This is a genomic window from Streptomyces sp. NPDC046821 (assembly GCF_040645335.1).
In the GTDB taxonomy this organism is placed as follows: Bacteria; Actinomycetota; Actinomycetes; order Streptomycetales; family Streptomycetaceae; genus Streptomyces.
On record NZ_JBEYYB010000011.1, the window covers coordinates 116,040 to 136,970 of the forward strand.

At 70.9% G+C, this 20,931-nt stretch carries 22 protein-coding genes; 7 read left to right on the forward strand and 15 right to left on the reverse strand.

Features of this window, described 5'->3' with window-relative positions; all coding sequences use genetic code 11:
• Positions 1-46 precede the first annotated feature (46 nt).
• Positions 47-352, forward strand: coding sequence for a 4a-hydroxytetrahydrobiopterin dehydratase (locus ABZ893_RS23205; protein ID WP_361406880.1), 306 nt, complete (start codon positions 47-49; stop codon positions 350-352).
• A 172-nt stretch (positions 353-524) separates the two neighbouring features.
• On the opposite strand, the gene purU is transcribed toward ABZ893_RS23205, so the two are convergent.
• Genes purU through ABZ893_RS23235 form a run of 6 tightly spaced genes read right to left on the reverse strand, consistent with a single transcriptional unit; the run spans position 525 to position 7,801 of the window.
• A complete protein-coding gene (gene purU, locus ABZ893_RS23210) occupies positions 525-1,373 on the reverse strand; it encodes a formyltetrahydrofolate deformylase (RefSeq protein WP_361406882.1) in 849 nt (282 codons plus the stop codon).
• 10 nt (positions 1,374-1,383) lie between these two features.
• Complete coding sequence (locus tag ABZ893_RS23215) at positions 1,384-2,763, reverse strand: L-serine ammonia-lyase (RefSeq protein ID WP_361406884.1); 1,380 nt, start codon at positions 2,761-2,763, stop codon at positions 1,384-1,386.
• A complete protein-coding gene (locus ABZ893_RS23220; protein ID WP_361406886.1) occupies positions 2,760-3,353 on the reverse strand; it encodes a sarcosine oxidase subunit gamma family protein in 594 nt (197 codons plus the stop codon). The genes ABZ893_RS23215 and ABZ893_RS23220 overlap by 4 nt, the downstream gene beginning before the upstream one ends.
• Positions 3,343-6,204: a 2Fe-2S iron-sulfur cluster-binding protein gene (locus ABZ893_RS23225; RefSeq protein ID WP_361406888.1), complete on the reverse strand. Its 2,862-nt coding sequence runs from the start codon at positions 6,202-6,204 to the stop codon at positions 3,343-3,345. The genes ABZ893_RS23220 and ABZ893_RS23225 overlap by 11 nt, the downstream gene beginning before the upstream one ends.
• Positions 6,201-6,527: a sarcosine oxidase subunit delta gene (locus tag ABZ893_RS23230; protein WP_361406890.1), complete on the reverse strand. Its 327-nt coding sequence runs from the start codon at positions 6,525-6,527 to the stop codon at positions 6,201-6,203. The genes ABZ893_RS23225 and ABZ893_RS23230 overlap by 4 nt, the downstream gene beginning before the upstream one ends.
• A gap of 26 nt (positions 6,528-6,553) precedes the next feature.
• Positions 6,554-7,801 (reverse strand): sarcosine oxidase subunit beta family protein, encoded by a 1,248-nt coding sequence (locus tag ABZ893_RS23235; protein WP_361406892.1) that lies wholly within the window; start codon positions 7,799-7,801, stop codon positions 6,554-6,556.
• 224 nt (positions 7,802-8,025) lie between these two features.
• On the opposite strand from ABZ893_RS23235, the gene ABZ893_RS23240 reads away from it, so the two are divergent.
• A complete protein-coding gene (locus ABZ893_RS23240) occupies positions 8,026-8,676 on the forward strand; it encodes a GntR family transcriptional regulator (protein ID WP_361406894.1) in 651 nt (216 codons plus the stop codon).
• Between the two features lie 40 nt (positions 8,677-8,716).
• Positions 8,717-9,637, forward strand: a complete 921-nt coding sequence (locus ABZ893_RS23245) for a hypothetical protein (protein ID WP_361406896.1) — start codon at positions 8,717-8,719, stop codon at positions 9,635-9,637.
• A gap of 27 nt (positions 9,638-9,664) precedes the next feature.
• On the opposite strand, the gene ABZ893_RS23250 is transcribed toward ABZ893_RS23245, so the two are convergent.
• Together ABZ893_RS23250 and folE are read right to left on the reverse strand one after the other, a co-directional pair.
• Positions 9,665-10,183, reverse strand: a complete 519-nt coding sequence (locus tag ABZ893_RS23250; protein ID WP_361406897.1) for a DUF4232 domain-containing protein — start codon at positions 10,181-10,183, stop codon at positions 9,665-9,667.
• A gap of 165 nt (positions 10,184-10,348) precedes the next feature.
• Positions 10,349-10,984, reverse strand: a complete 636-nt coding sequence (gene folE, locus ABZ893_RS23255; protein ID WP_361406899.1) for a GTP cyclohydrolase I FolE — start codon at positions 10,982-10,984, stop codon at positions 10,349-10,351.
• A 129-nt stretch (positions 10,985-11,113) separates the two neighbouring features.
• Between folE and ABZ893_RS23260 the strand changes: the two genes are divergently transcribed.
• The gene (locus tag ABZ893_RS23260) at positions 11,114-11,890 is read left to right on the forward strand and encodes a helix-turn-helix domain-containing protein (protein ID WP_361406901.1); all 777 of its coding nucleotides are present in this window, start codon (positions 11,114-11,116) and stop codon (positions 11,888-11,890) included.
• 46 nt (positions 11,891-11,936) lie between these two features.
• On the opposite strand, the gene ABZ893_RS23265 is transcribed toward ABZ893_RS23260, so the two are convergent.
• Positions 11,937-13,490 carry an acetolactate synthase large subunit gene (locus ABZ893_RS23265; protein WP_361406903.1) on the reverse strand — a complete coding sequence of 518 codons (1,554 nt, stop codon included), beginning with the start codon at positions 13,488-13,490 and terminating at the stop codon, positions 11,937-11,939.
• Positions 13,491-13,583: 93 nt separating this feature from the next.
• Positions 13,584-14,387 carry an EamA family transporter gene (locus ABZ893_RS23270; protein ID WP_361407265.1) on the reverse strand — a complete coding sequence of 268 codons (804 nt, stop codon included), beginning with the start codon at positions 14,385-14,387 and terminating at the stop codon, positions 13,584-13,586.
• Between the two features lie 140 nt (positions 14,388-14,527).
• Here ABZ893_RS23270 and ABZ893_RS23275 point away from each other — a divergent pair, with 140 nt between their 5' ends.
• Positions 14,528-15,397, forward strand: coding sequence for a LysR family transcriptional regulator (locus ABZ893_RS23275; RefSeq protein ID WP_361406905.1), 870 nt, complete (start codon positions 14,528-14,530; stop codon positions 15,395-15,397).
• Between the two features lie 48 nt (positions 15,398-15,445).
• Here the strand turns inward: ABZ893_RS23275 and ABZ893_RS23280 are convergent, their stop codons facing one another.
• The 5 genes from ABZ893_RS23280 to ABZ893_RS23300 form a co-directional block, all read right to left on the reverse strand.
• Entirely contained in the window at positions 15,446-16,387 is a 942-nt protein-coding gene (locus tag ABZ893_RS23280) for an RNA polymerase sigma-70 factor (RefSeq protein ID WP_361406907.1), read from the reverse strand.
• A gap of 62 nt (positions 16,388-16,449) precedes the next feature.
• Complete coding sequence (locus ABZ893_RS23285; RefSeq protein WP_361406908.1) at positions 16,450-16,923, reverse strand: carboxymuconolactone decarboxylase family protein; 474 nt, start codon at positions 16,921-16,923, stop codon at positions 16,450-16,452.
• 99 nt (positions 16,924-17,022) lie between these two features.
• Complete coding sequence (locus ABZ893_RS23290) at positions 17,023-17,604, reverse strand: hypothetical protein (RefSeq protein ID WP_361406910.1); 582 nt, start codon at positions 17,602-17,604, stop codon at positions 17,023-17,025.
• 6 nt (positions 17,605-17,610) lie between these two features.
• Complete coding sequence (locus ABZ893_RS23295; RefSeq protein ID WP_361406912.1) at positions 17,611-18,411, reverse strand: rod shape-determining protein; 801 nt, start codon at positions 18,409-18,411, stop codon at positions 17,611-17,613.
• A 127-nt stretch (positions 18,412-18,538) separates the two neighbouring features.
• Complete coding sequence (locus ABZ893_RS23300; RefSeq protein ID WP_361406913.1) at positions 18,539-18,877, reverse strand: TraR/DksA C4-type zinc finger protein; 339 nt, start codon at positions 18,875-18,877, stop codon at positions 18,539-18,541.
• Between the two features lie 358 nt (positions 18,878-19,235).
• Between ABZ893_RS23300 and ABZ893_RS23305 the strand changes: the two genes are divergently transcribed.
• Both ABZ893_RS23305 and ABZ893_RS23310 read left to right on the forward strand, forming a co-directional pair.
• A complete protein-coding gene (locus tag ABZ893_RS23305; RefSeq protein WP_361406915.1) occupies positions 19,236-20,189 on the forward strand; it encodes a HAMP domain-containing sensor histidine kinase in 954 nt (317 codons plus the stop codon).
• Complete coding sequence (locus ABZ893_RS23310; RefSeq protein ID WP_361406917.1) at positions 20,186-20,851, forward strand: response regulator transcription factor; 666 nt, start codon at positions 20,186-20,188, stop codon at positions 20,849-20,851. The genes ABZ893_RS23305 and ABZ893_RS23310 overlap by 4 nt, the downstream gene beginning before the upstream one ends.
• Positions 20,852-20,931: the final 80 nt, after the last annotated feature.

Sequence of the window (20,931 nt, forward strand, 5' to 3'; positions counted from 1 at the left end):
GGGAGGGGACCAGTCACGCGGTGACCACACCCGGAGGAGAGGCATCGTGGCAACCCGACTCGACGACACCCAGATAGAACAGCGCATGTCAGGGCCCGACATGGCGGCCTGGCATCGGACGGGCGACGTCCTGCGGCGCACCTTCCAGGTGTACGACTTCTCGACCGCCGCCAACGTCGTCGAAGACATCGTCTACGACGTCAAGACCCTCGACCGCCACCCCGACGTCCACATCCGGGGCAACGAGGTGAGCTTCGTGATCCGCTCCGACGAAGGCCTCACGGACGCGGACGTGGAACTGGCCCACCGCATCGAGAAGGCGGCGGGCTCACACACCCGGGGGTACGCGTAGTCACGCCGGGCGGCGGTCTGTGAGATTCGGGTAAGAACGGTTCGCGCCCCTCGAGTTCCTTCGAGGCGCCTCCGTATATTCCGCAAGTGCGCGTAAGGACCTCGACGGTCGGCGATCGAGGACCTTACGCGCCGCACTGCCCCGCGACGTCAGATCGCGGGAGGTGCCGTGCTCAGCTGAACACCACCGTCCTGTTCCCCTGGAGCAGGATGCGGCCCTGGCAGTGCCAGTTGACCGCGCGGGCAAGCGCCAGGCGTTCCGCGTCGCGGCCCACCGTGACAAGGCGCTCCGGGCCGGCGCGGTGGTCGACGCGGATGATCTCCTGCTCGATGATCGGGCCCTCGTCCAGATCCGCGGTCACATAGTGGGCGGTGGCCCCGACCAGCTTCACACCCCGGCGGTGGGCCTGGTGGTACGGCTTGGCGCCGGCGAAGCTCGGCAGGAACGAGTGGTGGATGTTGATGGCCCGGCCTTCGAGCTGCTTGCACAGGTCGTCCGAGAGCACCTGCATGTAGCGAGCGAGGACGACGAGGTCGATGTCGTGCTCCTCGACCAGTTCGAGAAGGCGGGCCTCCGCCTCCGGCTTGGTCGCGGCCGTCACCGGCACGTGCTGGAACGGCACGCCCTCGGCCGCCGCCAGATGCTCCAGGTCCGGATGGTTGGAGACCACCAGGACAATCTCGGCGTCCAGCGCGTTGCTGCGCCACCGGTACAGCAGGTCCGCGAGGCAGTGGTCGAACTTCGACACCATCACCAGGACACGCGGCTTCACCGCCGCGTCCCTGAGCTGCCACTCCATCCCGAAGTCGGCGGCCACGGGGACGAAGGTGTCCCGCAGCTCGTCCAGGGTGACCCCGTCCGCGGGGCCGCTGAAGCTCGTACGCAGGAAGACGCTCTCGGCGTCGTCGAACTGCTGGTGCTCGGTGATGTCACAGCCGTGCCCGAGGAGGAACGACGTCACGGCATGGAGGATGCCGGGGCGCTCGGGGCAGCTCAGGGTGAGGACGAACTCGCTGGTCATGAGGGGCCCTTCAGCACTCGACGACGTTGAGAGCGAGACCGCCGCGGGCGGTCTCCTTGTACTTGTCCTTCATGTCGGCCCCTGTCTCCCGCATGGTCTTGATCGCCTTGTCGAGGGAGACGTGGTGGGTGCCGTCACCGTGCAGCGCCATGCGCGCCGCCGTGATGGCCTTGAGCGAGGCGACCGCGTTGCGTTCGATGCAGGGGATCTGGACCAGACCGCCGACCGGGTCGCAGGTGAGGCCGAGGTTGTGCTCGATGCCGATCTCGGCGGCGTTCTCCACCTGTTCGGGGGTGCCGCCCAGGATCTCGGCCAGGCCCGCCGCCGCCATCGAGCACGCGGAGCCGACCTCGCCCTGGCAGCCGACCTCGGCACCCGAGATCGACGCGTTCTCCTTGAACAGGACGCCGACGGCGGCCGCGGTCAGCAGGAACCGGACGATGCCGTCCGGCCCGGCGCCCCGCACGAAACGGTCGTAGTAGTGCAGCACCGCCGGGACGATGCCGGCCGCCCCGTTCGTCGGCGCGGTCACCACACGACCGCCGGCCGCGTTCTCCTCGTTGACCGCGAGCGCGTACAGCGTCACCCACTCCATCGCGTGCAGGGAGTCGGTCTCGGCCTCGGCGTCCGCGGCGAGCAGCTTGCGGTGCAGGGCAGCGGCCCGGCGGCGCACCTTCAGGCCGCCAGGTAGCACCCCGTCGATGCCGCACCCATTGCGCACGCACTCCTGCATCACCGACCAGATGTGCAGAAGGCCGGCGCGGACGTCGTCCTCGCTGCGCCAGGTCAGCTCGTTCGCCATCATGATCGAGCTGATCGGCAGCCCGGTGGCCCGGGTGTGGGCCAGCAGTTCGGCGCCGGTGGTGAACGGATAGCGCACCGGTGTGGTGTCGGGGACGATCTGCGGGCCGTTCGCCGCGGTGTCGTCGAGTACGAAGCCGCCGCCCACGGAGTAGTACGTACGCGACGCCAATTGCCGTCCGTCGTCCGCCGTGGCCTCGAACGTCATCGCGTTCGAGTGGAAGTCGAGCCGCTTGTTGCGGTGCATGACCACGTCGTCGTCGACGTGGAAGGCGATCGCGTGCTTGCCGAGCAGCCTCAGGGACTCGGTCGCCTCGACGCGGTCCATCGTCGGCTCCGCGACGGCGGGGTCGACGAGCTCGGGAACCTCGCCCTCAAGGCCCAGGACGACGGCCTTCACGCTGCCGTGCCCGTGCCCGGTGGCGCCAAGGGAGCCGAACAGCTCGACATGCACGCGGCTCGTCTCCGCCAGCAGACCGTCCTGCTCCAGGGCGTAGACGAAGGAATGCGCCGCCCGCATCGGGCCCACCGTGTGGGAGCTGGAGGGCCCGATGCCGACCTTGAACATGTCGAAGACGCTGATGCTCATCCGGTGCTGCCCCGGTACTCGGTGCACGCGTCGACGAGCCACGTCGCCAGGTAGGAAGCGAACGAGGAACGGACCAGCAGCCAGAGGCTCGACGCCGACTCCTCGCGGACCACGAGCGTGACGGGCGCCTGCGCCAGAAGCGTCGTCAGACACGAGCCGACCGGCGTCACCCGCCCGTCGAGATCGATGGCACAGCCTTGCGCCAGTACCTCACGGGCGAGAGGTCCCGACAGGGCGAGTGTGGTGCGCTGCGCCGACACGTCGGTGACGGTCGCGAACTCCTCACCGATCGCCTCCCTCAACTGCTCGACGAGAACGTCCTGTTGGCCCTCCGGAGCGACCAGAAGCCACTCGTCCGGACCCAGCCACAGGGCCTTGACGTCCCCCGCCATCTCGCTGCGCGAGGGGCCCGGCAGGGTGATGCCGAGGGACGCCTCGACGGCGGCGGCCGCAGGGGTGCCGGGCCGCACCCGCAGGGAGAGCTGGGTCAGGAAGGGCAGTTCACGCGCCCGCAGACCGTCGGGCAGCTGCGCGAGCTGATCCCGCCAGGCGGAGAGCGGGCTGAAGCGGGTGGGCGTCTCAACCGTCACGGCGAGCTCCCTCCTTGTCGAAGAGCACGGGTTCGGTCACGGTCACAGCGACGGTCCGGCCGTCCAGTGGCACGTAGAGGGTTTCGCCGATGCGCCGGGATCCCGAGCGCACCAGGGCAAGGGCGAACGTCCGCTGCAGGGCGTCGCTGCGGTAGCTGGAGGTGACATGACCCAGCATCGGCACGGGCGGCGCCGGGATGTCGCTGGTGGCGATGATCTGGGCGCCTTCCGGCAGGAGCGTCCGCTCGTCGGTGGGCAGCAGACCCACCAGCTGCTTGCGGTCGCCGCTCTGGTTCTCCTCACGGGAGAAGGACCGCTTGCCGACGAAGTCCGCCTTCTTCTTCGACACGACCCACGACATGCCCAGGTCCTGCGGCGTCACGGTCCCGTCGGTGTCCTGCCCGATGATCGGGTACGCCTTCTCGGCGCGCAGGACGTGCATGGTCTCGGTGCCGTACGGGGTGATGTCGAAGGCGCTGCCCGCCGCGATCAGGGCCTTCCATACGGTGATGGCGTCCCACGCGGGCACGTTGACCTCGTAGGCGAGCTCACCGGAGAAGCTGATGCGGCACACGCGGGCGGGGATGCCGGCGACCGGGGTGTCCCGCCAGGACATGAAGGGGAAGGCCTCGTTGTCGACGTCCAGTTCGGGCGCCACCAGGGCGAGGACGTCCCGGGAACGCGGACCGACGAGCGGGATGGTCGCCCAGTGCTCGGTGACCGAGGTGAGGTGGACACGCAGCTCCGGCCACTCCGTCTGGAGCCACTCCTCCATCCATTCGAGGATCCTGGCCGCGTTGCCGGTGGTCGTCGTGAGCAGGAACTCCTGCTCGGCCACCCGGATCACGGTGCCGTCGTCGATGGCCATGCCGTCGATGCCGCACATCACGCCGTAGCGGACCCGGCCCACCTTGAGGCTGCTCATCAGGTTCGTGTAGAGCCGGTCGAGGAGTACGCCGGCGTCGGGGCCCTGCACATTGATCTTGCCGAGCGTGGAACCGTCCATCATGCCGACGCCGTTGCGGGTCGCCCGGCACTCGCGAAGTACGGCCTCTTCCATGGTCTCGCCGGCCTGTGGGTAGTACCACGGACGCTTCCACTGGCCGACGTCCTCGAAGAGCGCGCCGTGCTCTACGTGCCAGGGGTGGATCCCGGTCACCCGCGCCGGGTCGAACAGCTCGCCGCGGTTGCGGCCCGCGAAGGCGGCGAAGGCCACGGGGACGGCGGGCGGGCGCAGGCGCATCGTGCCGAGATCGGCGACGTCGACGCCGAGCGCTTCGGCGACGATGCCCGACGTCATCACACCCGACGTGCGGCCCTGGTCGTGCGCGGTGCCGATCGTGGTGTACCGCTTCACGTGCTCCACCGACCGAAGGCCCGCCCCGGTCGCCCGCAGAATGTCGGCGACGTGGGCATCGCGCTGCAGGTCGACGAACTGGCTGGAACCGTCCGCGCCCTCCTTCGGGCTCGGCACCCGCCACAGCACCCGGCCGGGCGCAGCCTCGGGAAGGGGAGCCGTGGCCGGAAGCTCGACGGTCTCGCCGGTCCTGCCGATCGCGGACAGCGCCTGCGCGGCGGCGTCCACGCCGTCGGCCAGACAGCCGGTCAGCGTGAACTTCCCGCGGGCCGACCCTGCCGTGCGGACACCTTGGAGAGGTCGCTCCGGTACGAACGCCCCGATCCCGGCGTCGTACCGCAGGGCGCCACGCGCCTGGCTGAACAGGGCGACGGCCGGGTTCCAGCCGCCCGAGACGAGCAGCAGATCGCAGTCGATGCCCTGCCGCTCGCCCAGGCGCCCCCCGGTGAAGGCAGCTACGTGGGCGCGCGAGACACGCCCGATGCCGCTGGTCCCGGTGACGACATGGCCCGCGCGCACCTCGATGCCCCGCTCGTCGCACGCGGTGCGCAGGTGCGCCGGCACCTCGTCGCGGGCGTCGAGCACGGCGGCGATCCGTACGCCCGCGTCGGCCAGTTCGAGCGCGGCCGGGTAGGCGCTGTCGTTCGTGGTGAACACGACGGCCCGCTGTCCGGGCAGGACGCCGAAGCGGTTCAGGTAGGTGCGCGCCGCACCGGCCAGCATGATGCCGGGCCGGTCGTTGTCGTCGAACGCGACGGGCCGCTCGTAGGCGCCGGTAGCGAAGACGACCTGCTGGGCGCGGATACGCCAGATGCGCTGCCGCGAGACGTGCTCGGGCGCGGCGAAGCCGAGGTGGTCCGTGCGCTTCTCCAGCGCGAGGACGAGCCCGTCGTCGTACTGGCCGAAGGCGGTCGTGCGCTGCATGACCCGCACGTCGGGGGATGCTTCGAGTTCGGCCATGACCTCGTCGACCCACGCGGTCGCGGGCGCGCCGTCGAGGACTTCCTGACTGCCGAGCAACGACCCGCCGGGGGCGGGGAGTTCGTCGACAAGGATCACACGGGAACCGGACCGGGCGGCCGCGAGAGTCGCCGCGAGCCCGGCCGGTCCCGCACCGACGACGAGGACGTCGCAGTGGGCGTGCATCGTGTCGTAGCGGGCGGGGTCCGGCTCGCTGCTGAGGCGGCCCTGGCCCGAGAGACCCCGCGCCACCAGACCCTCGTACAGCTCGACCGTCGTGGCCGTGAGCATGGGCTCGGGGAACGGCGCTTCGATCTGCACGAGCGCGTTGGGCTCCTCGACGCCGGCGGCCAGGATGCCGCGCGGCCTGCGGAACTTGATGCTGTCGGCCACGTGGTGCACACCGTTCGCGAGCAGCGCCGAGGCGAGGGTGTCGCCGGGGTGCCCGGCGTACGTGCTGCCGTCGAACGTGAACGAGAGCGTGGTGCCGCGGTCGACGTGGCCGTGGCCCTCGGCACGGAAGGGGGTGTTCATCGGCTGGCCTCCTGACCCTTCCGCTGCTGCGCGGCGGGTGCGGTGCTCGTGATGGAAGGGGGCGTGGCGCCGGCCTCGTAGACCGCGAGGAACTCGTGGGTGACGGTGTCGCGCACGGCGTTGAACCAGCGGCGGCACCCGGCCGAGTGCACCCAGCGCTCGGCGAAGGGGCCCTTGGGGTTGTCGCGGAAGAACACGTACTGCGCCCACTGCTCGTCGTCGAGCGCGTACGGGTCTTCGGGGTAGGCGACGTGCGCCTGGCCGCCGTAATGGAACTCCGCTTCCTCGCGCTGACCGCACCAGGGGCAGGCTATGAGCTGCATGTCGATCTCCTTGCCGGGGACGGCGGTCAGTGGGCGACGCCGGCGGCGCCGTGCTCGTCGACGAGGGCGCCGGTGGTGAAGCGGTCGAGGGTGAAGGGCGCGTTGTACGGGTGTGCCTCGCCGGTCGCGATCGTGTGCGCGTAGCACCAGCCGACGCCGGGTGTGGCCTTGAAACCGCCGGTGCCCCAGCCGCAGTTGAGGTAGAGGCCCTCGACGGGGGTCGTTCCGACGATGGGTGAGGCATCGGGCGTGACGTCGACGATGCCGGCCCACGTGCGCAGCATGTGGGCGCGGGCGAAGACGGGGAAGAGTTCCAGAGCGGCGGCCATCTGCCGCTCCAGGATGTGGAAGGCGCCGCGCTGCCCGTAGCCGTTGTAGCTGTCGATGCCGGCGCCCATCACGAGCTCGCCCTTGTGCGCCTGGGACACGTACACGTGCACGGCGTTGGACATGACGACGGTCGGGTGCACGGGTTCGAGGAGTTCCGAGACCAGTGCCTGGAGCGGGTGGCTCTGGAGCGGCAGGCGCAGACCGGCCATCTTGGCCAGTACGGACGAGTGCCCCGCCGCGGCGAGTGCGACCTTTCCGGCGGCGATGTTGCCGCGCGTGGTCCGCACCCCGTGCACACGCCCGTCGCGGATGTCGAGGCCGGTGACCTCGCAGTCCTGGATCAGGTCGATGCCGTACTCGTCGGCCCTGCGCGCGAAGCCCCAGGCGACGTAGTCGTGCTTGGCGATACCCGCGCGCGGCTGGTACGTGGCGCCGTGCACCGGATAGCGCACGTCCTGCGACACGTTGACGATCGGACAGACCTTGGCGACCTCTTCCGGCTCCAGCCACTCGGCGTCGATGCCGTTGAGCTGGTTCGCGTAGACGCGGCGCTTGCTGTCGCGGACGTCCTGGAGGCTGTGCGCGAGGTTCAGCACACCGCGCTGGCTGAACAGGATCGGGTAGTCCAGGTCCTCTTCGAGGGTCTCCCACAGCTTGAGGGAGTGCTCGTAGATGCCGGAGCTCTCGTCCCACAGGTAGTTGGACCGGATGATCGTGGTGTTACGGGCCATGTTGCCGCCCGCGAGCCACCCCTTCTCCAGGACCGCGATGTTGGTGATCCCGTGGTTCTTCGCGAGGTAGTAGGCGGTGGCCAGGCCGTGCCCGCCACCGCCGACGATGACGACGTCGTACGACGGTTTGGGATCGGGGTTGCGCCACAGGAAGTCGGGGTGCTCGGGGAGGACGTCCTCGTGCGCGTCGGGGGCGTTGTCGATCGGGCGCATTACTGACCAGCCTCCTGGGCGGCGGGCTGCGGATGGACGGGTGCGGCGTTCGTGGTGCTGCGTGCGGTGGTGCTGTGTGCCGGTACTGCCGGTGTTTCGTGCGGGTCCCGCGTGCGGTGCTTGCGGGTCCCGCGTGCCGTGATTTTGAAAGACGACTGATATATCAATCTGCTGTTGCGATACGCTAGGAGGGCGGAGCTAGCCGCGTCAAGGGAGGGTGTGCAGTGACTTCTTCGACCGCCGGTCAGGGCCAGGGGACACTGGCCGAGCAGGCCTACCGCTCCATCTCGGAGCGACTCGTGACCCTCCGGATCCGCCCCGGAGAACCCCTCAACGACGAGAAGATCGCCGCCGAACTCGGCTTCGGGCGCACCCCCGTCCGGGAAGCGCTGAAGCGCCTGGAGCACGAGCGGCTGATCGTCTCCTACCCCCGGCGTGGCACCTTCGCCACCGAGGTGCAGATCGCCGACCTCGGCCACATCTCCGAGGTCCGCCAGGAGCTGGAGCCCCTTGCCGCTGCCCTCGCCGCCGAGCGCGCCGACGACAGCCAGCGCGAGGAACTCAGCCGGCTGCTCACACAACTGGCGCAGACGCCCGACGCAGGCGAGGACCTGATCCGCCTCGACATGACACTGCACCGTGCCATCTACGCGGCGACCCGCAACCCGTACCTGGAGGACACACTCGTCAGGTACGACAACCTGGCCACCCGCATATGGTGCCTCTTCATCGACCGCCTCCCGGGTCTCGCGGGCCACGTCCATGAACACGGCCCGCTGCTGCGCGCCGTCATCGACCGCGACGCGGACAAGGCGTCGGCGCTGGCGGCGGGCCACGTGGAGGGGTTCGAGGCGGCGATCCGGGCTGTCATCTGACGACGGTCGCGGATCGCTTTCCATGAAGTCTTCAAGGTCCATGAAGTCTTCAAGCACGGTGCAGAGGGTGTGGCGGCTTCCTCGCGGCGAGCGGCGCGAGCACCAGGCCATGTGCTGGAGCGTCGGACCACAAGGCGAACTCGCTGTGCTGCTCGTGCGTCGCAGCCAACTGAACCGCAGCCGCTACGTCAAAGGGTGGCCGGCGTGGAGTCCTGAAGTCCCGTTCTCCGGCGAGCTGGTGGTCGTCCGGGGGCGCGAGGAGCGGCGGACGCCCCTCGAAGACATCCGGATCCGGCCGAGGCATCTGGCCCTGCTGTCGGACTCGCGGTTCCTGCTCGCGGGCGGCCGTGCGATGCGGGACGGAGCCGACGGCGCATGGGGGCCGAACGCCGTCGTGTTCTCCGCGTCGGGCGTGCCGGAAGCCGAATTCTGCGTCGGCGACGACATCCCCGTCCTCGTCACCGATCAGCGCGACCGGATCTGGATCGTGTACGGGGACGAGGGCATCTACGGCGGACACCCTGAGTCGGCGGGTGGTCTGGCGGGCTGGAACACGAAGGGCGATGCCGTCTGGCTCCCGAAGCGCCGGCTGCCCGACTTTCCCTTGCAGGGCTGCACCGGCGCGACGGAGGGGGACCGGGTGTGGCTGGCCTGGTATCCGGCGGGCCGCACGTACCTGACGAGGATCACCCCGTCCGGGGACGACGTGACCAGCTTCCCGAGCCCCGTCCCCTCACCGGACGGCCTTGCGGTACGGGACGACCGTGCCGTGCTGACCGTCCGGCACCACAACCGGCGGTCCGTCGATGTCGTGCGGGCCCGGCTGGCCGGTGACGGCTGGACGGTGACCAGCCGTCACCGGCTGCGGGTTCCCGGGCGAGTCGTGCTGTACTGCGGGCAAGGGCGTGACGGGTTCCTCTGGTTCCGCTGCGGTGACACGTGGCTGCGGATCGAGGCGTGAATCGGTCACCGCAGGTCACCAAGGGCTCTACGCACCCACCGCCGTGATGGTGAAGTCGTTCGAGCAGACGCTCAGCGCCGCCGGGACCAGGACCGAGTGGAACGAACCCGGGGGATAGACCCGGATGTAGGTGCTGGTCGGACGGCACGGGCCGCCGAGGGGGCCGTTCGTCGTGTGGATGACCGCGGTGACGGTGTGGGCCGGGCTGACCGTCACGGAGTGGGTCGGCCCGGTGCGTGTCGCGGCCGCGCCGATCTGCTGGTGCGCCGTGTTCAGGACGCTCACCCCGGGGAAGCCGTGCAGGCTGCAGGCCGTGGTGCTGGTGTTCGTGAACTTGATGGGCCAGTACACCTGGCCCGCGCCGAAGTCCTTGGTCCCCATCGACACATAGAGGTCGCCGAGGGCGCAGGTACGCGGGCTGCTCGCGGCCGGAGCCTGGGTGGCCCCTGCCGCCACCCCGGCGGTGGCACCGCCTGCGGCGAGGGCCACGGCCGCCCCGACGGCCGCGAGTCTGCCGAGGCGGGGGAATGCGGATATGAGGGCCATGGCAACACACCTCCGTTGCCCGATTCCGACTTTTCGTCGGCTATCGGTAGAGACGGCACGCAGGCTTAGACGGTTGCACGGGAAGGGCGGGACGCGCTCGCCGGCCAGGGAATCCCCAGGTCAGCGAGCGGTCAGGGTCGGCGGCTGGTCAGGACGTCGCGCCGGTCAGGACGTCGCGCCGGTCAGGGCCAGGAACTCGCTGCGGGAGCGGGCGTCCGTACGCAGCAGGCCCAGAAGCGTGGACGTCATGGTGCTCGACCCGGTGGCCTGCACACCGCGCAACGTCATACATGTGTGTTCCGCTTCGATCACCACACCGACCCCCTTCGGCTCCAGATGTGTCTGCAGCCAGTCGGCGACCTGCTTGGTCAGACGTTCCTGGACCTGCGGGCGGCACGCGAAGTGCTCGACGACGCGGGCCAGTTTGGACAGGCCGAGGATGCGTCCGCCGGGCAGATAGCCCACGTGGGCGGTGCCCACGAACGGCAGCAGATGGTGCTCGCACACCGACCGCACCGGGATGCGGCGGGCCAGCACGAGTTCGTCGTACCCCTCGTCGTTGGGGAACGTGGTGAGGTCGAAGGCGCGGGGGCTGAACAGTTCGGCGTAGGCGCGGGCCATCCGGCCGGGTGTGCCGCGCAGGCTCTCGGAGGCGGTGGATATGCCGAGGGCGCTGAGGAACTGCCCGGCGGCGACCTCGGCGGCGGCCAGGTCGATGCCGTCGGGTTCGTGGACCACGCGCAGGGCGGGTGCGGGTTCCTGCTGGATTGCGGGAGGAATGAGGGCAGAGAGGTCGGTCATGGCAGCTGGCTCCGGTTCCTGAAGTTTCGCCAATAATTCTTGGTCTTATTCCAGGTGGACGTCAAGATGCGCAGGTCACCGCACTGCGGATACTCCCTGGATCGTGTGCGTAGGAGTTACCGTGGAGTCGTGGCTCACGACTCGACTCCGCCGGCCCGCGCGGCCGACGCCGCCATCGACTCCGTCAGCGCCCTGGGTGAGGACTCGCGGCGGCGCATGTTCGCGTTTATCCGCAGGGCGCGGCGGGCCGTGACCCGCGACGAGGCCGCCGCCAGCATCGGCATCTCCCGCAAGCTCGCCGCCTTCCACCTCGACAAGCTCGTCGAAGCCGGTCTGCTCCGCGCCCGTTACGAAGCGCCCGGCGGGGTCCGCAGAGTCGGCAGGCAGCCCAAGGTGTACGAACCCACCGACGCCCAGATCACCGTGAGCATCCCCGACCGCCGCCACGAACTCCTCGCGGGCCTGCTGCTGGACGCCGTACTGACGGAGGGCGACGACGAGAACGCCGCGCAGGCCGCGATGAGGGCCGCCGGTGAACGCGGCCGGCAGCTGGGCGAGGCCGAGCGGGACCGGATCCGTCCGGGCCGCCTCGGCCCTGAACGCGGGCTGACCGCCTGCGAGCACATGCTCGACGAGCACGGCTACGAACCGGTACGCGAAAGCCCCACCCAAGTCCGCCTGCGCAACTGCCCGTTCCACCCCTTGGCCGCCAAGGCGCCCGACCTGGTGTGCGGCATGAACCACGCTTTCCTGACCGGTTATCTCGACGGTCTGGACATCGGTGGGGTGCGGGCTGTACTTGCTCCGGAACCGGGGGAGTGTTGTGTGCGGCTCGGGGCGGGCGGGGCGAAGTCCGGGGCGGATGGTGAGGCGGACGCCGACGGTCAGCCGGGCGAGGAAGGCTGACGCATAGCGGTGACACTCAGTGCTGAGTCACAGGGTGTCCCGCCCCCTACAGGTGCGGCGGCACAATCGCATCGATCAGGTGCGGCCCCGGTTCCGCGAGCGCGCGGCGGAACTGCTCGGCCAGTTCTTCGCACGTGGTCGCCCGCGACGCCGGGACACCCATGCCCTCCGCCATCTTGGCGAAGTCGAGCCCGGGGGAGGAGAGGTCGAGCAGTGTCTTCGCCGCCGGCCCCGACAGGTCGGCGCCCACCCGCAGCATCTCGACGCGCAGTACGGCGTAGGCACTGTTGTTGAGGATGACGGTCGTGACGTCGAGATTCTCGCGGGCCTGCGTCCACAGGGCCGAGATCGTGTACATCGCGCTGCCGTCGGCCTCCAGGTTGACGACCGGCCGGTCCGGCGCCGCGATCGCCGCCCCGGTGGCGACCGGGATGCCCTGGCCGATCGCGCCCCCGGTGAGCGTCAGTACGTCGTGCCGGGGCGCGCCGGCCGTGGCCGCCGGAAGGGCCACGCCCGACGTGTTCGCCTCGTCCGAGACGATCGCCCCGGCGGGGAGCAGGGCGCCGATGACCTCGGCCCAGTTGTTCGCGGTGAGGGGGCCGGCCGGCAGATCCGGGCGGGCCGGTTCGGCGAGCGTCGGGAGGGCGTCCGGGGCCACCTCGTCGGCCAGCGCCTCCAGTGCGGCGACCACGTCCTGGGACGGGTCCGCGAGGGTGTGCACCCGGGCGCCGTCCGGCACGAGGTCGCTCGGCTTGCCGGGGTAGGCGAAGAACGAGACGGGGGAGCGGGTGCCCGCGACGATCAGGTGCTTCACGCCGTCGAGTTGACGGGCGGCCTGCTCGGCGAGGTAGCGCAGCCGCTCGATCGCCGGCAGACCCGCGCCGCGCTCGAGCCGGGCCGGGAACGTCTCCACGAACGCCCGCGCCCCAGTGGCGTTCGCGATCCGACTGGCCGCGACGAGCCCCGCCTCGCGGCAGGCGGCCCCGCCGATCAGCAGCGCGACCGGCTCACCGCCGCGCAGCACGTCGGCGACGGACGCCACCGTCTCCGCGTCCGGCGCCGCAGGGGTGCGCGCGGGCAGTGGTTCGGCCACCCGGCCGCCCTCGTCCCAGGACGCGTCGGCGGCCAGGATCAGCGTCGCGACCTGCCCCGGCGCGTCCATGGAGGCGGCCACCGCGGCGGCGGCGTCGGAGCCGACGTCCGCGGCCTGCTCGCTGCGTCGCACCCAGCCGCTCACCGAACCGGCCAGCGAGTCGATGTCAGACTCCAGCGGAGCGTCGTACTTCTTGTGGTGGGTGGCGTGGTCGCCCACGACGTTCACGACCGGAGTGTGGGCGCGGCGCGCGTTGTGGAGGTTGGCCAGCCCGTTGCCGAGGCCGGGGCCCAGATGCAGCAGGGTCGCGGCCGGCTTCCCGGCGATCCGCGCGTAGCCGTCTGCCGCTCCGGTGACCGCACCCTCGAACAGCCCCAGCACGCCCCGCATTTCGGGCACGGAGTCGAGCGCGGCGACGAAGTGCATCTCCGAGGTGCCGGGATTGGCGAAGCACACGTCGATGCCGGAGCGGACGAGAGTACGGATCAGCGACTGCGCGCCGTTCATGGGTTGCCTCTCTGGCGTGCCTCTGGTGCGTGCGGGGTCGTGCCAGCCGGATACTAAGCGGTCGGTATGGGGGTGTCGAGGGTATGGCGCGGGTCAGGAAGGGCGTGTAAGCAGTGCCACCGCGTTGGCGGCGACGATCACCCCGATGGCCAGCCAGGACGCCACATCGAGACGCTGATCGAGTACGACCGTGCCGACCACGGCCGCGAACACCGGATTGACGCTCATGAACACCCCGAAGAACTGGGCCGTGACCCGGCGCAGCGCCAGCAGATCGCAGAGGAACGGCACGGCCGAGGACAGCACTCCCGCTGCCAGCGCGCAGAGCAGGACGGCGGTGCTCGGGCGATGGTGCAGCAGGGCGTAGGTCCCTACGGGGAGGTACAGGGTCCCGGAGACGAGTGCGGCGGCGGCCGATCCCTGGAGGCCGGGGAGGCGTTCGCCCACGGTGCGGTTGAGCAGGATGTAGCAGCCCCAGCACACGGCGGCCAGCACGCTCAGGGCGATGCCCGTGTAGTCGGTGCTCGGCTGCGGGCGGGTCAGTACGACGACGGCCGCGGCGGCGGCCAGCGCGCACCCGAGGTCGAGGCGGCGGCGCGACGCGGCCAGAGCGACCGTGAGCGGACCCAGGAACTCCAGCGTGACGGCGAGGCCGAGACCGACACGGTCGATCGCCGAGTACAGCGACAGATTCATCGTCGCGAACACCGCGGCCAGGCCCAGAACCGGCCACCACTGAGCGGCGGTGAAGGACCGCAGCCTCGGCCTGCCCGCCCCCAGCAGTACGGCGGCGGCCACCCACTGCCGTACCGCGACCACGCCCGCTGGGCCGAGCGCCGGGAACGCCAACGCGGCCACGGACGCGCCCACTTGGTTGGACAGGCCGGACCCCAGCATCAGCGCGAGGGCGCCCCAGCGGGACGTCGTCGCCTCGGCGCGGGCTCCGCGCACGGGAGCTTCGGTAGACATGCTCCGACTGTCGGCCACACCGTCGTATGCGCAAAATGCATCCGACGCACCACCTATACGCTGAGCGCATGGATGGAAACGCGGAACTGGAGCTGCGGCACCTGCGCTGTCTGGTCGCCATCGTGGACGCGGGCAGTTTCACCGACGCGGCTGCCGAGCTGGGCGTCTCGCAGGCGGCGGTCTCACGGACCCTGCTCGCCCTGGAGCGCATCCTCGGCGTACAGCTGCTGCACCGCACGAGCCGCACCGTGACCCCCACGACGGCGGGCGTCCAGGTCCTCGCCCGAGCACGCCATCTGCTCGCCGAGACAGAGGAGTTGGTGCGCCAGGCCACCACCGGGCACACCCGGCTGCGCATCGGCCACGCCTGGTCGGCCATGGGCCGGCACACCGCCGAGTTCCAGCGCCGCTGGCACGACCGCTACCCCGACATCGAACTCCAGCTCATCCGTCACAACACCCGCACCGGCGGCCTCGCCGAGGGCCTGTGCGACCTCGCCGTGGTCCGCGTCCCGATCGACGCCCGCCGCTACGACCACGCGCTGGTCGGCCAGGAAAGCCGCTACGTCGCCCTCGCCGCCGACGACCCGTGGGCGCGGCGGCGCTCCGTACGCATGGCGGAGATCCCGCGGCGTACGGTCGTCGTGGACCGGGGCACCGGCACCACGACGACCGGCCTGTGGCCCGAAGAGGACCGCCCGGCGGTGGAGTTCACCCAGGACGTCGACGACTGGCTGGCGGCCATCGCCACCGGCCGCTGCGTCGGCGTCACCGCGCAGTCCACGGCCACCCAGTACCGCCGCGACGGCATCGTCTACCGCCCCGTGCGCGACGCGCCCCCCGTTCCCGTCCACCTCATCTGGCGCCGCCACGACCCGCACCCGGCCACACACGCGGCGGTGGCCCTGCTCGCGGACCTGTACCGGGAGCGGGGCTGACGGCGCTGGGGCTTGTACCGGGAGCAGGGCTGACGGCGTCCGATTCCGTCACCGCGCCTGCCGACGCGCCCGCCGCACCTCCCGGTCGACCGCCCACGCGTCGGCGACCGGCCCGAGGTGGCCGAGCTTGTCAGGGTTGATCACCCCACGGATGGTCTGGATCCGCCCGTCGACCACATCGAGGGCGAGGATGTGGAGCACCTTGCCGTCCCGGTCGCGGCAGATGGCGCCGGGCTGGCCGTTGACCTCGCGCGGCTCGAAGGACACGTCGACCCGGAACAGCCAGGGGTAGGCCGAGCCCAGCAGCCGGGCCACGTTCTCCGCGCCCACGATCGCTTTGGCGAACTGCGGAGCCTTCCCGCCGCCGTCCCCCACCATCTGCACATCGGCCGCCAGCAGATCCTGCAGCCGGCCCACGTCGCCCTCCTCCAGCGCGTCGAAGAACCGCGTCGCCAGCTCCTGCCGCTCCTTCCGGTCCGCCGAGAACCGCGGCCGCCCGGCCCGCATGTGCGCACGGGCCCGTACGAGCAGTTGCCGGCACGCCGCCTCGGACCGTTCCACCGTCTCCGCGACCTCGTCGAACCCGAAGCCGAACACCTCCCGCAGCACGAACACCGCACGCTCCAGCGGGCTGAGCCGTTCAAGGAGCAGGAGCGCCGCCATCGAGACCGAGTCGGCCAGCTCCACGGCCCGCGCCGGATCCTCGTACGGGCTGCTGAGCAGCGGTTCGGGGAACCACGGGCCCACGTACTCCTCCCGCCGCATCCGCGCGGAACGCAGCACGTCGATCGCGATCCGGGTCACCGTGGTCGACAGAAAGGCTTTGGTGGACGCGGGCCGGGTGGCCGAGGCGGCGAAGCGCAGCCACGTCTCCTGCACCGCGTCCTCGGCCTCGCCCACGCTGCCGAGAATCCGGTAGGCGATCGAGAAGAGCAGCGGACGCAACTCCTCGAATTCTTCGGCCGATTCGACCGTTTCGGCCTCATGCACTCCGCATCACTCCCTCGAAGCCCTCCCGCGCAGGCGTCGCCGGCGGCGATCCGCTGTGGCGTTCAGTGGAACTGGCCGACCTCGTACTCGCCCGCGGGCTGCCGGGCGATGACGTTCAGCCGGTTCACCAGGTTCATGAACGAGACCATGAGAGCGAGGGCCGTGAGCTGTTCCTCGTCGTAATGCTTGGCGGCGTGCTCCCACACCTCGTCGCTCACCCCGCCGGCCGCGTCCGCAACCCTCGTCCCGGCCTCCGCAAATGCCAGCGCGGCGCGTTCCGCCTCGGTGAACACCGTGGCCTCGCGCCAGGCGGCGACGAGGTTGAGCCGTACCGGGGACTCGCCGGCCGCGGAGGACTCCTTGGTGTGCATGTCGACGCAGACGGCACAGCCGTTGATCTGGCTGATGCGCAGCGCCACCAGTTCCCGCGTCGTGGGCGGCAACGGCGAGTCCTGGACGATCTTGCCCGCCGCCATCACGTGCTTGAGGGCCTTGCTCGCGGTCGGGTCGGCGAAGTAGTTCAGACGCGCTTCCATGGCGTGCTCCTCCGTGGTCGTCGATGACTTCACCTCTGAGACGAGGCAGCCCGAACGCCTGTGACACGGAGGAATGTGACCTGCGTCTCTCTGCTTAGGTCACTTCGGCGCGCTCTCGGCCCAGGCGCGGTCCCACGCGGCCATGCGGCGCCGGTCCAGCGCCCGGCGCACGCCCAGGTGCACGATCACGCCCACAAGAACCACGGCCATCCCCGAAAGCCCCGCCAGCCCCACCGCCCGCCCGTGAACCCCATCGGCGTCGAGCGGCGCGTCGGTGGGCTTCCCGTCCGCGCCGGCCCACACCCGCACGCTGGTTCCCGCCCTCAGCGAGGCCCGTACGTCGGCGAGCGCGATCTCCTCCGTACCGTCGGGAGCCACGTACCGGACCCGCACCGGATAGCGGGCCTTCCCCGCCGCGGACGAGCGCGGGTAAGGGTGCTTCGGGGAGTCCTGCAGCAGCGTCACGGTGATGTGGTGGCCCGTGCGGGTCTGTTCGGCGGCCGTCGCGCGGAGGGAGTCCCGCACATCGTCGTACGTGACCGCGCTGGTCACCGGCGCCCCGATGAGGACGACCGCCGCCACGAGCAGAGAGGTGCAGGCCTGTACGACGTCGGAGCGCCGGCGCAGCGGATTGCCCACCGGACTCCACCGCCACCGCCACCGCGGCATGGAGCGTGTCACCGTCGCCTACCTTCGGACCGACGGATGGCGCCTCGCGGACGTGAGCATCAAGGCGGCGCCGCGCAGCGCAGCCTTGTGGGGCGACCGCAGAGGACGTACCGACGTGTGCAGGCTCCGGGCGATGTGGTGGGTGAGTTCCGGGTGCAGGGCGCCGCCCCCGGCCAGGAGCAGACCACGCTTCAACGCGAGGTGTGCCTGCGGAGTGCGGTCCAGGCGCAGGATGTCCGACACCATCGAGATCACCGCCTCGGTGAGTTCCTGCACCGTCGTGCCGGCGTCGAGATCGGTGGTGCCGAGCGCGGTGCAGTACGCGTCGGTCACCGCCCCGTCGGTCAGCAGCGCCACCTCCGTGAGATGCGCGCCGATGTCCACGACGAGCAACGGCCGGGTCAGGTCGGCACCCGCACCGACGGCGACGGCACGCGCGGTCGGGACGGTCACGACGCTGTGCGGCCGCAGCACCTCAAGAGCGGTGAGCGCGGCCGCCCGGTGACCGGCACTGGACGGCACCGGCGTGGTCAGGACGATCAGCGGACGCCCCCGCCGGGGAACCCGGCGCGCGAGCAGCCGGTCGAGCATCCGCGCCGTCCCCTCGGGATCGACGATGCTGCCGCGCCGGATCGGATACGTGGGCGTGCCGCTGCCGGAGAACGTCACCGACGGAACATCCAGGATCACGCCGCGGCTCGGCACCCATGCCCGGGTGCGGGCGCTGCCGAGGTCGAGGGCGAGCCCGCCCGCCAACCGCCCGACAGGCCAGGGCAGTTGGCGGAGCGCCGCCGCTCGCCGGTGCATGGAGGGTGTCATCGTCCGGCTTCCCGCCGTGTCGGCAGTCCAGGGTGCGGCGCCGGAAGGCTCGCGCCGTCGGCACCCGTGGTCCAGCTGTTCATGTCATGCAACCGTGCGTCCATGTGAAGACTCCGCTGCGTGGGCGTCAGGCCGCGTGCCGCTGGCACCCGACACAGCACCGCGCGTACGGCAGGATCTCCAGGCGCTCCGGCGGAATGGCGCGGCTGCAGCCCTGGCACACGCCGTACTCGCCCTGGTCGAGACGTGCCAGAGCCTTGTCGATGTCCTCCAGTACCTGGCCGATGGACGCCTTCCGCTCGGCGACCAGCGCGTCCCCGGGAGCGTGCCCGGCGTCGTCGAACGCCTTCAGCTGCGCGAGGCGCGTAGCGCGCTCGTGGCCGAGCCGCTCGCGGGCCTCACGCTCGGCGAAGGGCTCGGCGAAGGGCTCGGGCTGGGGGTCGGGGCGCGTGGCGTCGAGGGGCATGGGTGGGTTCCTTCGCTCGGAATGCGGGTGGCGGCCGGCGGCTCTCGGAGAGAAGCCTGGTCGGCGGCGCGCGTCGCGACCATCGGTCCCGGCACCCATTTCCGGGGGAGCGAGGGGTGTAGGCGACAGGGGAAATGAGGTCCGGGCCCCGGCCGATATGGCTGCCGGAACCCATCGCGCGCGAGCGGGCCCTGCGGCCATGCTGACCAGCGACGCAGACAACCGGAGTGAAGCGACGCAGACAACCGGAGCGAGCGGACAGGGCCGGGCCCGGTGCCGCCCGCCCCGAAGCCGTGGCCGATAGTGAGGGACAGAAAGCATCAATCAAGAGCGCGCAAGACTGAGGGGTTCGGGCACCGTGTCGTTGTTCTGGCGGATCTTCGGGCTGAACGCCGTGGTGCTCGGCGGGGCGACAGCGCTCCTGCTGTGGGCCCCGGTGACCGTGTCCGTACCCGTACTCCTCACCGAGGCCGTCATCCTGATCGGCGGCCTGGCCGTCATGCTCGTCGCCAACGCGATGCTGCTGCGCATCGGCCTCGCACCGCTCGAACGCCTCACCCGGCTGATGACGACGGTCGACCTGCTGCGCCCCGGGCAGCGCCTGACGGTGCCGGACCACAGCGGCGTCCGCGAGCTGATCAGCACCTTCAACGAGATGCTCGACCGCCTGGAGACCGAACGGGCCACCAGCAACGCCCGCGCCCTTTCCGCCCAGGAGGCCGAACGGCGCCGGATCGCGCAGGAGCTGCACGACGAGGTCGGCCAGAGCATGACCGCGGTGCTGCTCGGCCTGAAGCGGGCGGCGGACCGCGTTCCGGAACCGATGCGCGGAGAGTTGCAGCAGGTCCAGGAGATCACGCGCGAGAGCCTCGACGAAGTACGCCGCCTCGCCCGCCGACTGCGGCCCGGCGTCCTGGAGGACCTCGGACTCGTCAGCGCCCTCACCTCGCTGACCAGCGACTTCGCCACCCACACCGGACTGGACGTACGACGCAGGTTCACCCCGGACCTCGCGCACCTCGACCACGACGGGGAACTCGTCCTCTACCGCGTCGCCCAGGAGAGCCTCACCAACGTCGCCCGCCACGCGGAGGCCACGCGCGTCGAGGTGGAACTCCACCACACCCCGACCGCCGTGGTCCTGCGCATCAGCGACGACGGCCGGGGCATCGGCGCGTCGAGCGAGGGCGCCGGCATACGCGGTATGCGCGAACGCGCCCTGCTCATCAGCGCCGCACTCGACATCGACCAAGGGCCCCGGGGCGGCACCCGCGTGTCCCTGTCCGTACCCAGGCCCGCGAAGGACGCATGACCATGCCCGACACCACCCCCATCCGCATCCTCCTCGCCGACGACCACGCGCTCGTCCGGCGCGGCGTACGGCTCATCCTCGACGGCGAACCCGACCTCCAGGTCGTCGCCGAGGCCGGGGACGGCGCGGAGGCCATCGAGCTGGCCCGCACCCACACCGTCGACCTCGCCGTCCTCGACGTCTCCATGCCGCGCATGACGGGACTCCAGGCAGCGCGCGAGATCTCGGCACGCCACCCGGGCGTCCGCATCCTCATGCTGTCGATGTACGACAACGAGCAGTACTTCTTCCAGGCCCTCAAGGCCGGCGCGTGCGGGTACGTACTGAAGTCCGTCGCCGACCGCGACCTGGTGGCCGCCTGCCGCGCGGCGATGCGGGGCGAACCCTTCCTCTACCCTGGCGCGGTCACCGCCCTCATCCGCAACTACCTCGACCGCGTCCGCGAGGGCGACGAGGCCCCGGACAGCATCCTCACCGCCCGCGAGGAAGAAGTCCTCAAGCTCATCGCGGAGGGCCACTCCTCCAAGGACATCGCCGAGACACTGTTCATCAGCATCAAGACCGTGCAGCGCCACCGCGCGAACCTGCTCCACAAACTGGGCCTGCGCGACCGCCTCGACCTGACGCGCTACGCGATCCGGGCGGGCCTCGTCGAACCGTGACCGCCCCTCGTGGAATTCGGTCGCGCTCGTGGGGCTGATCCGTTAACTTCCGCCTGAGCGAGGCGAGTTACAGGACGCGA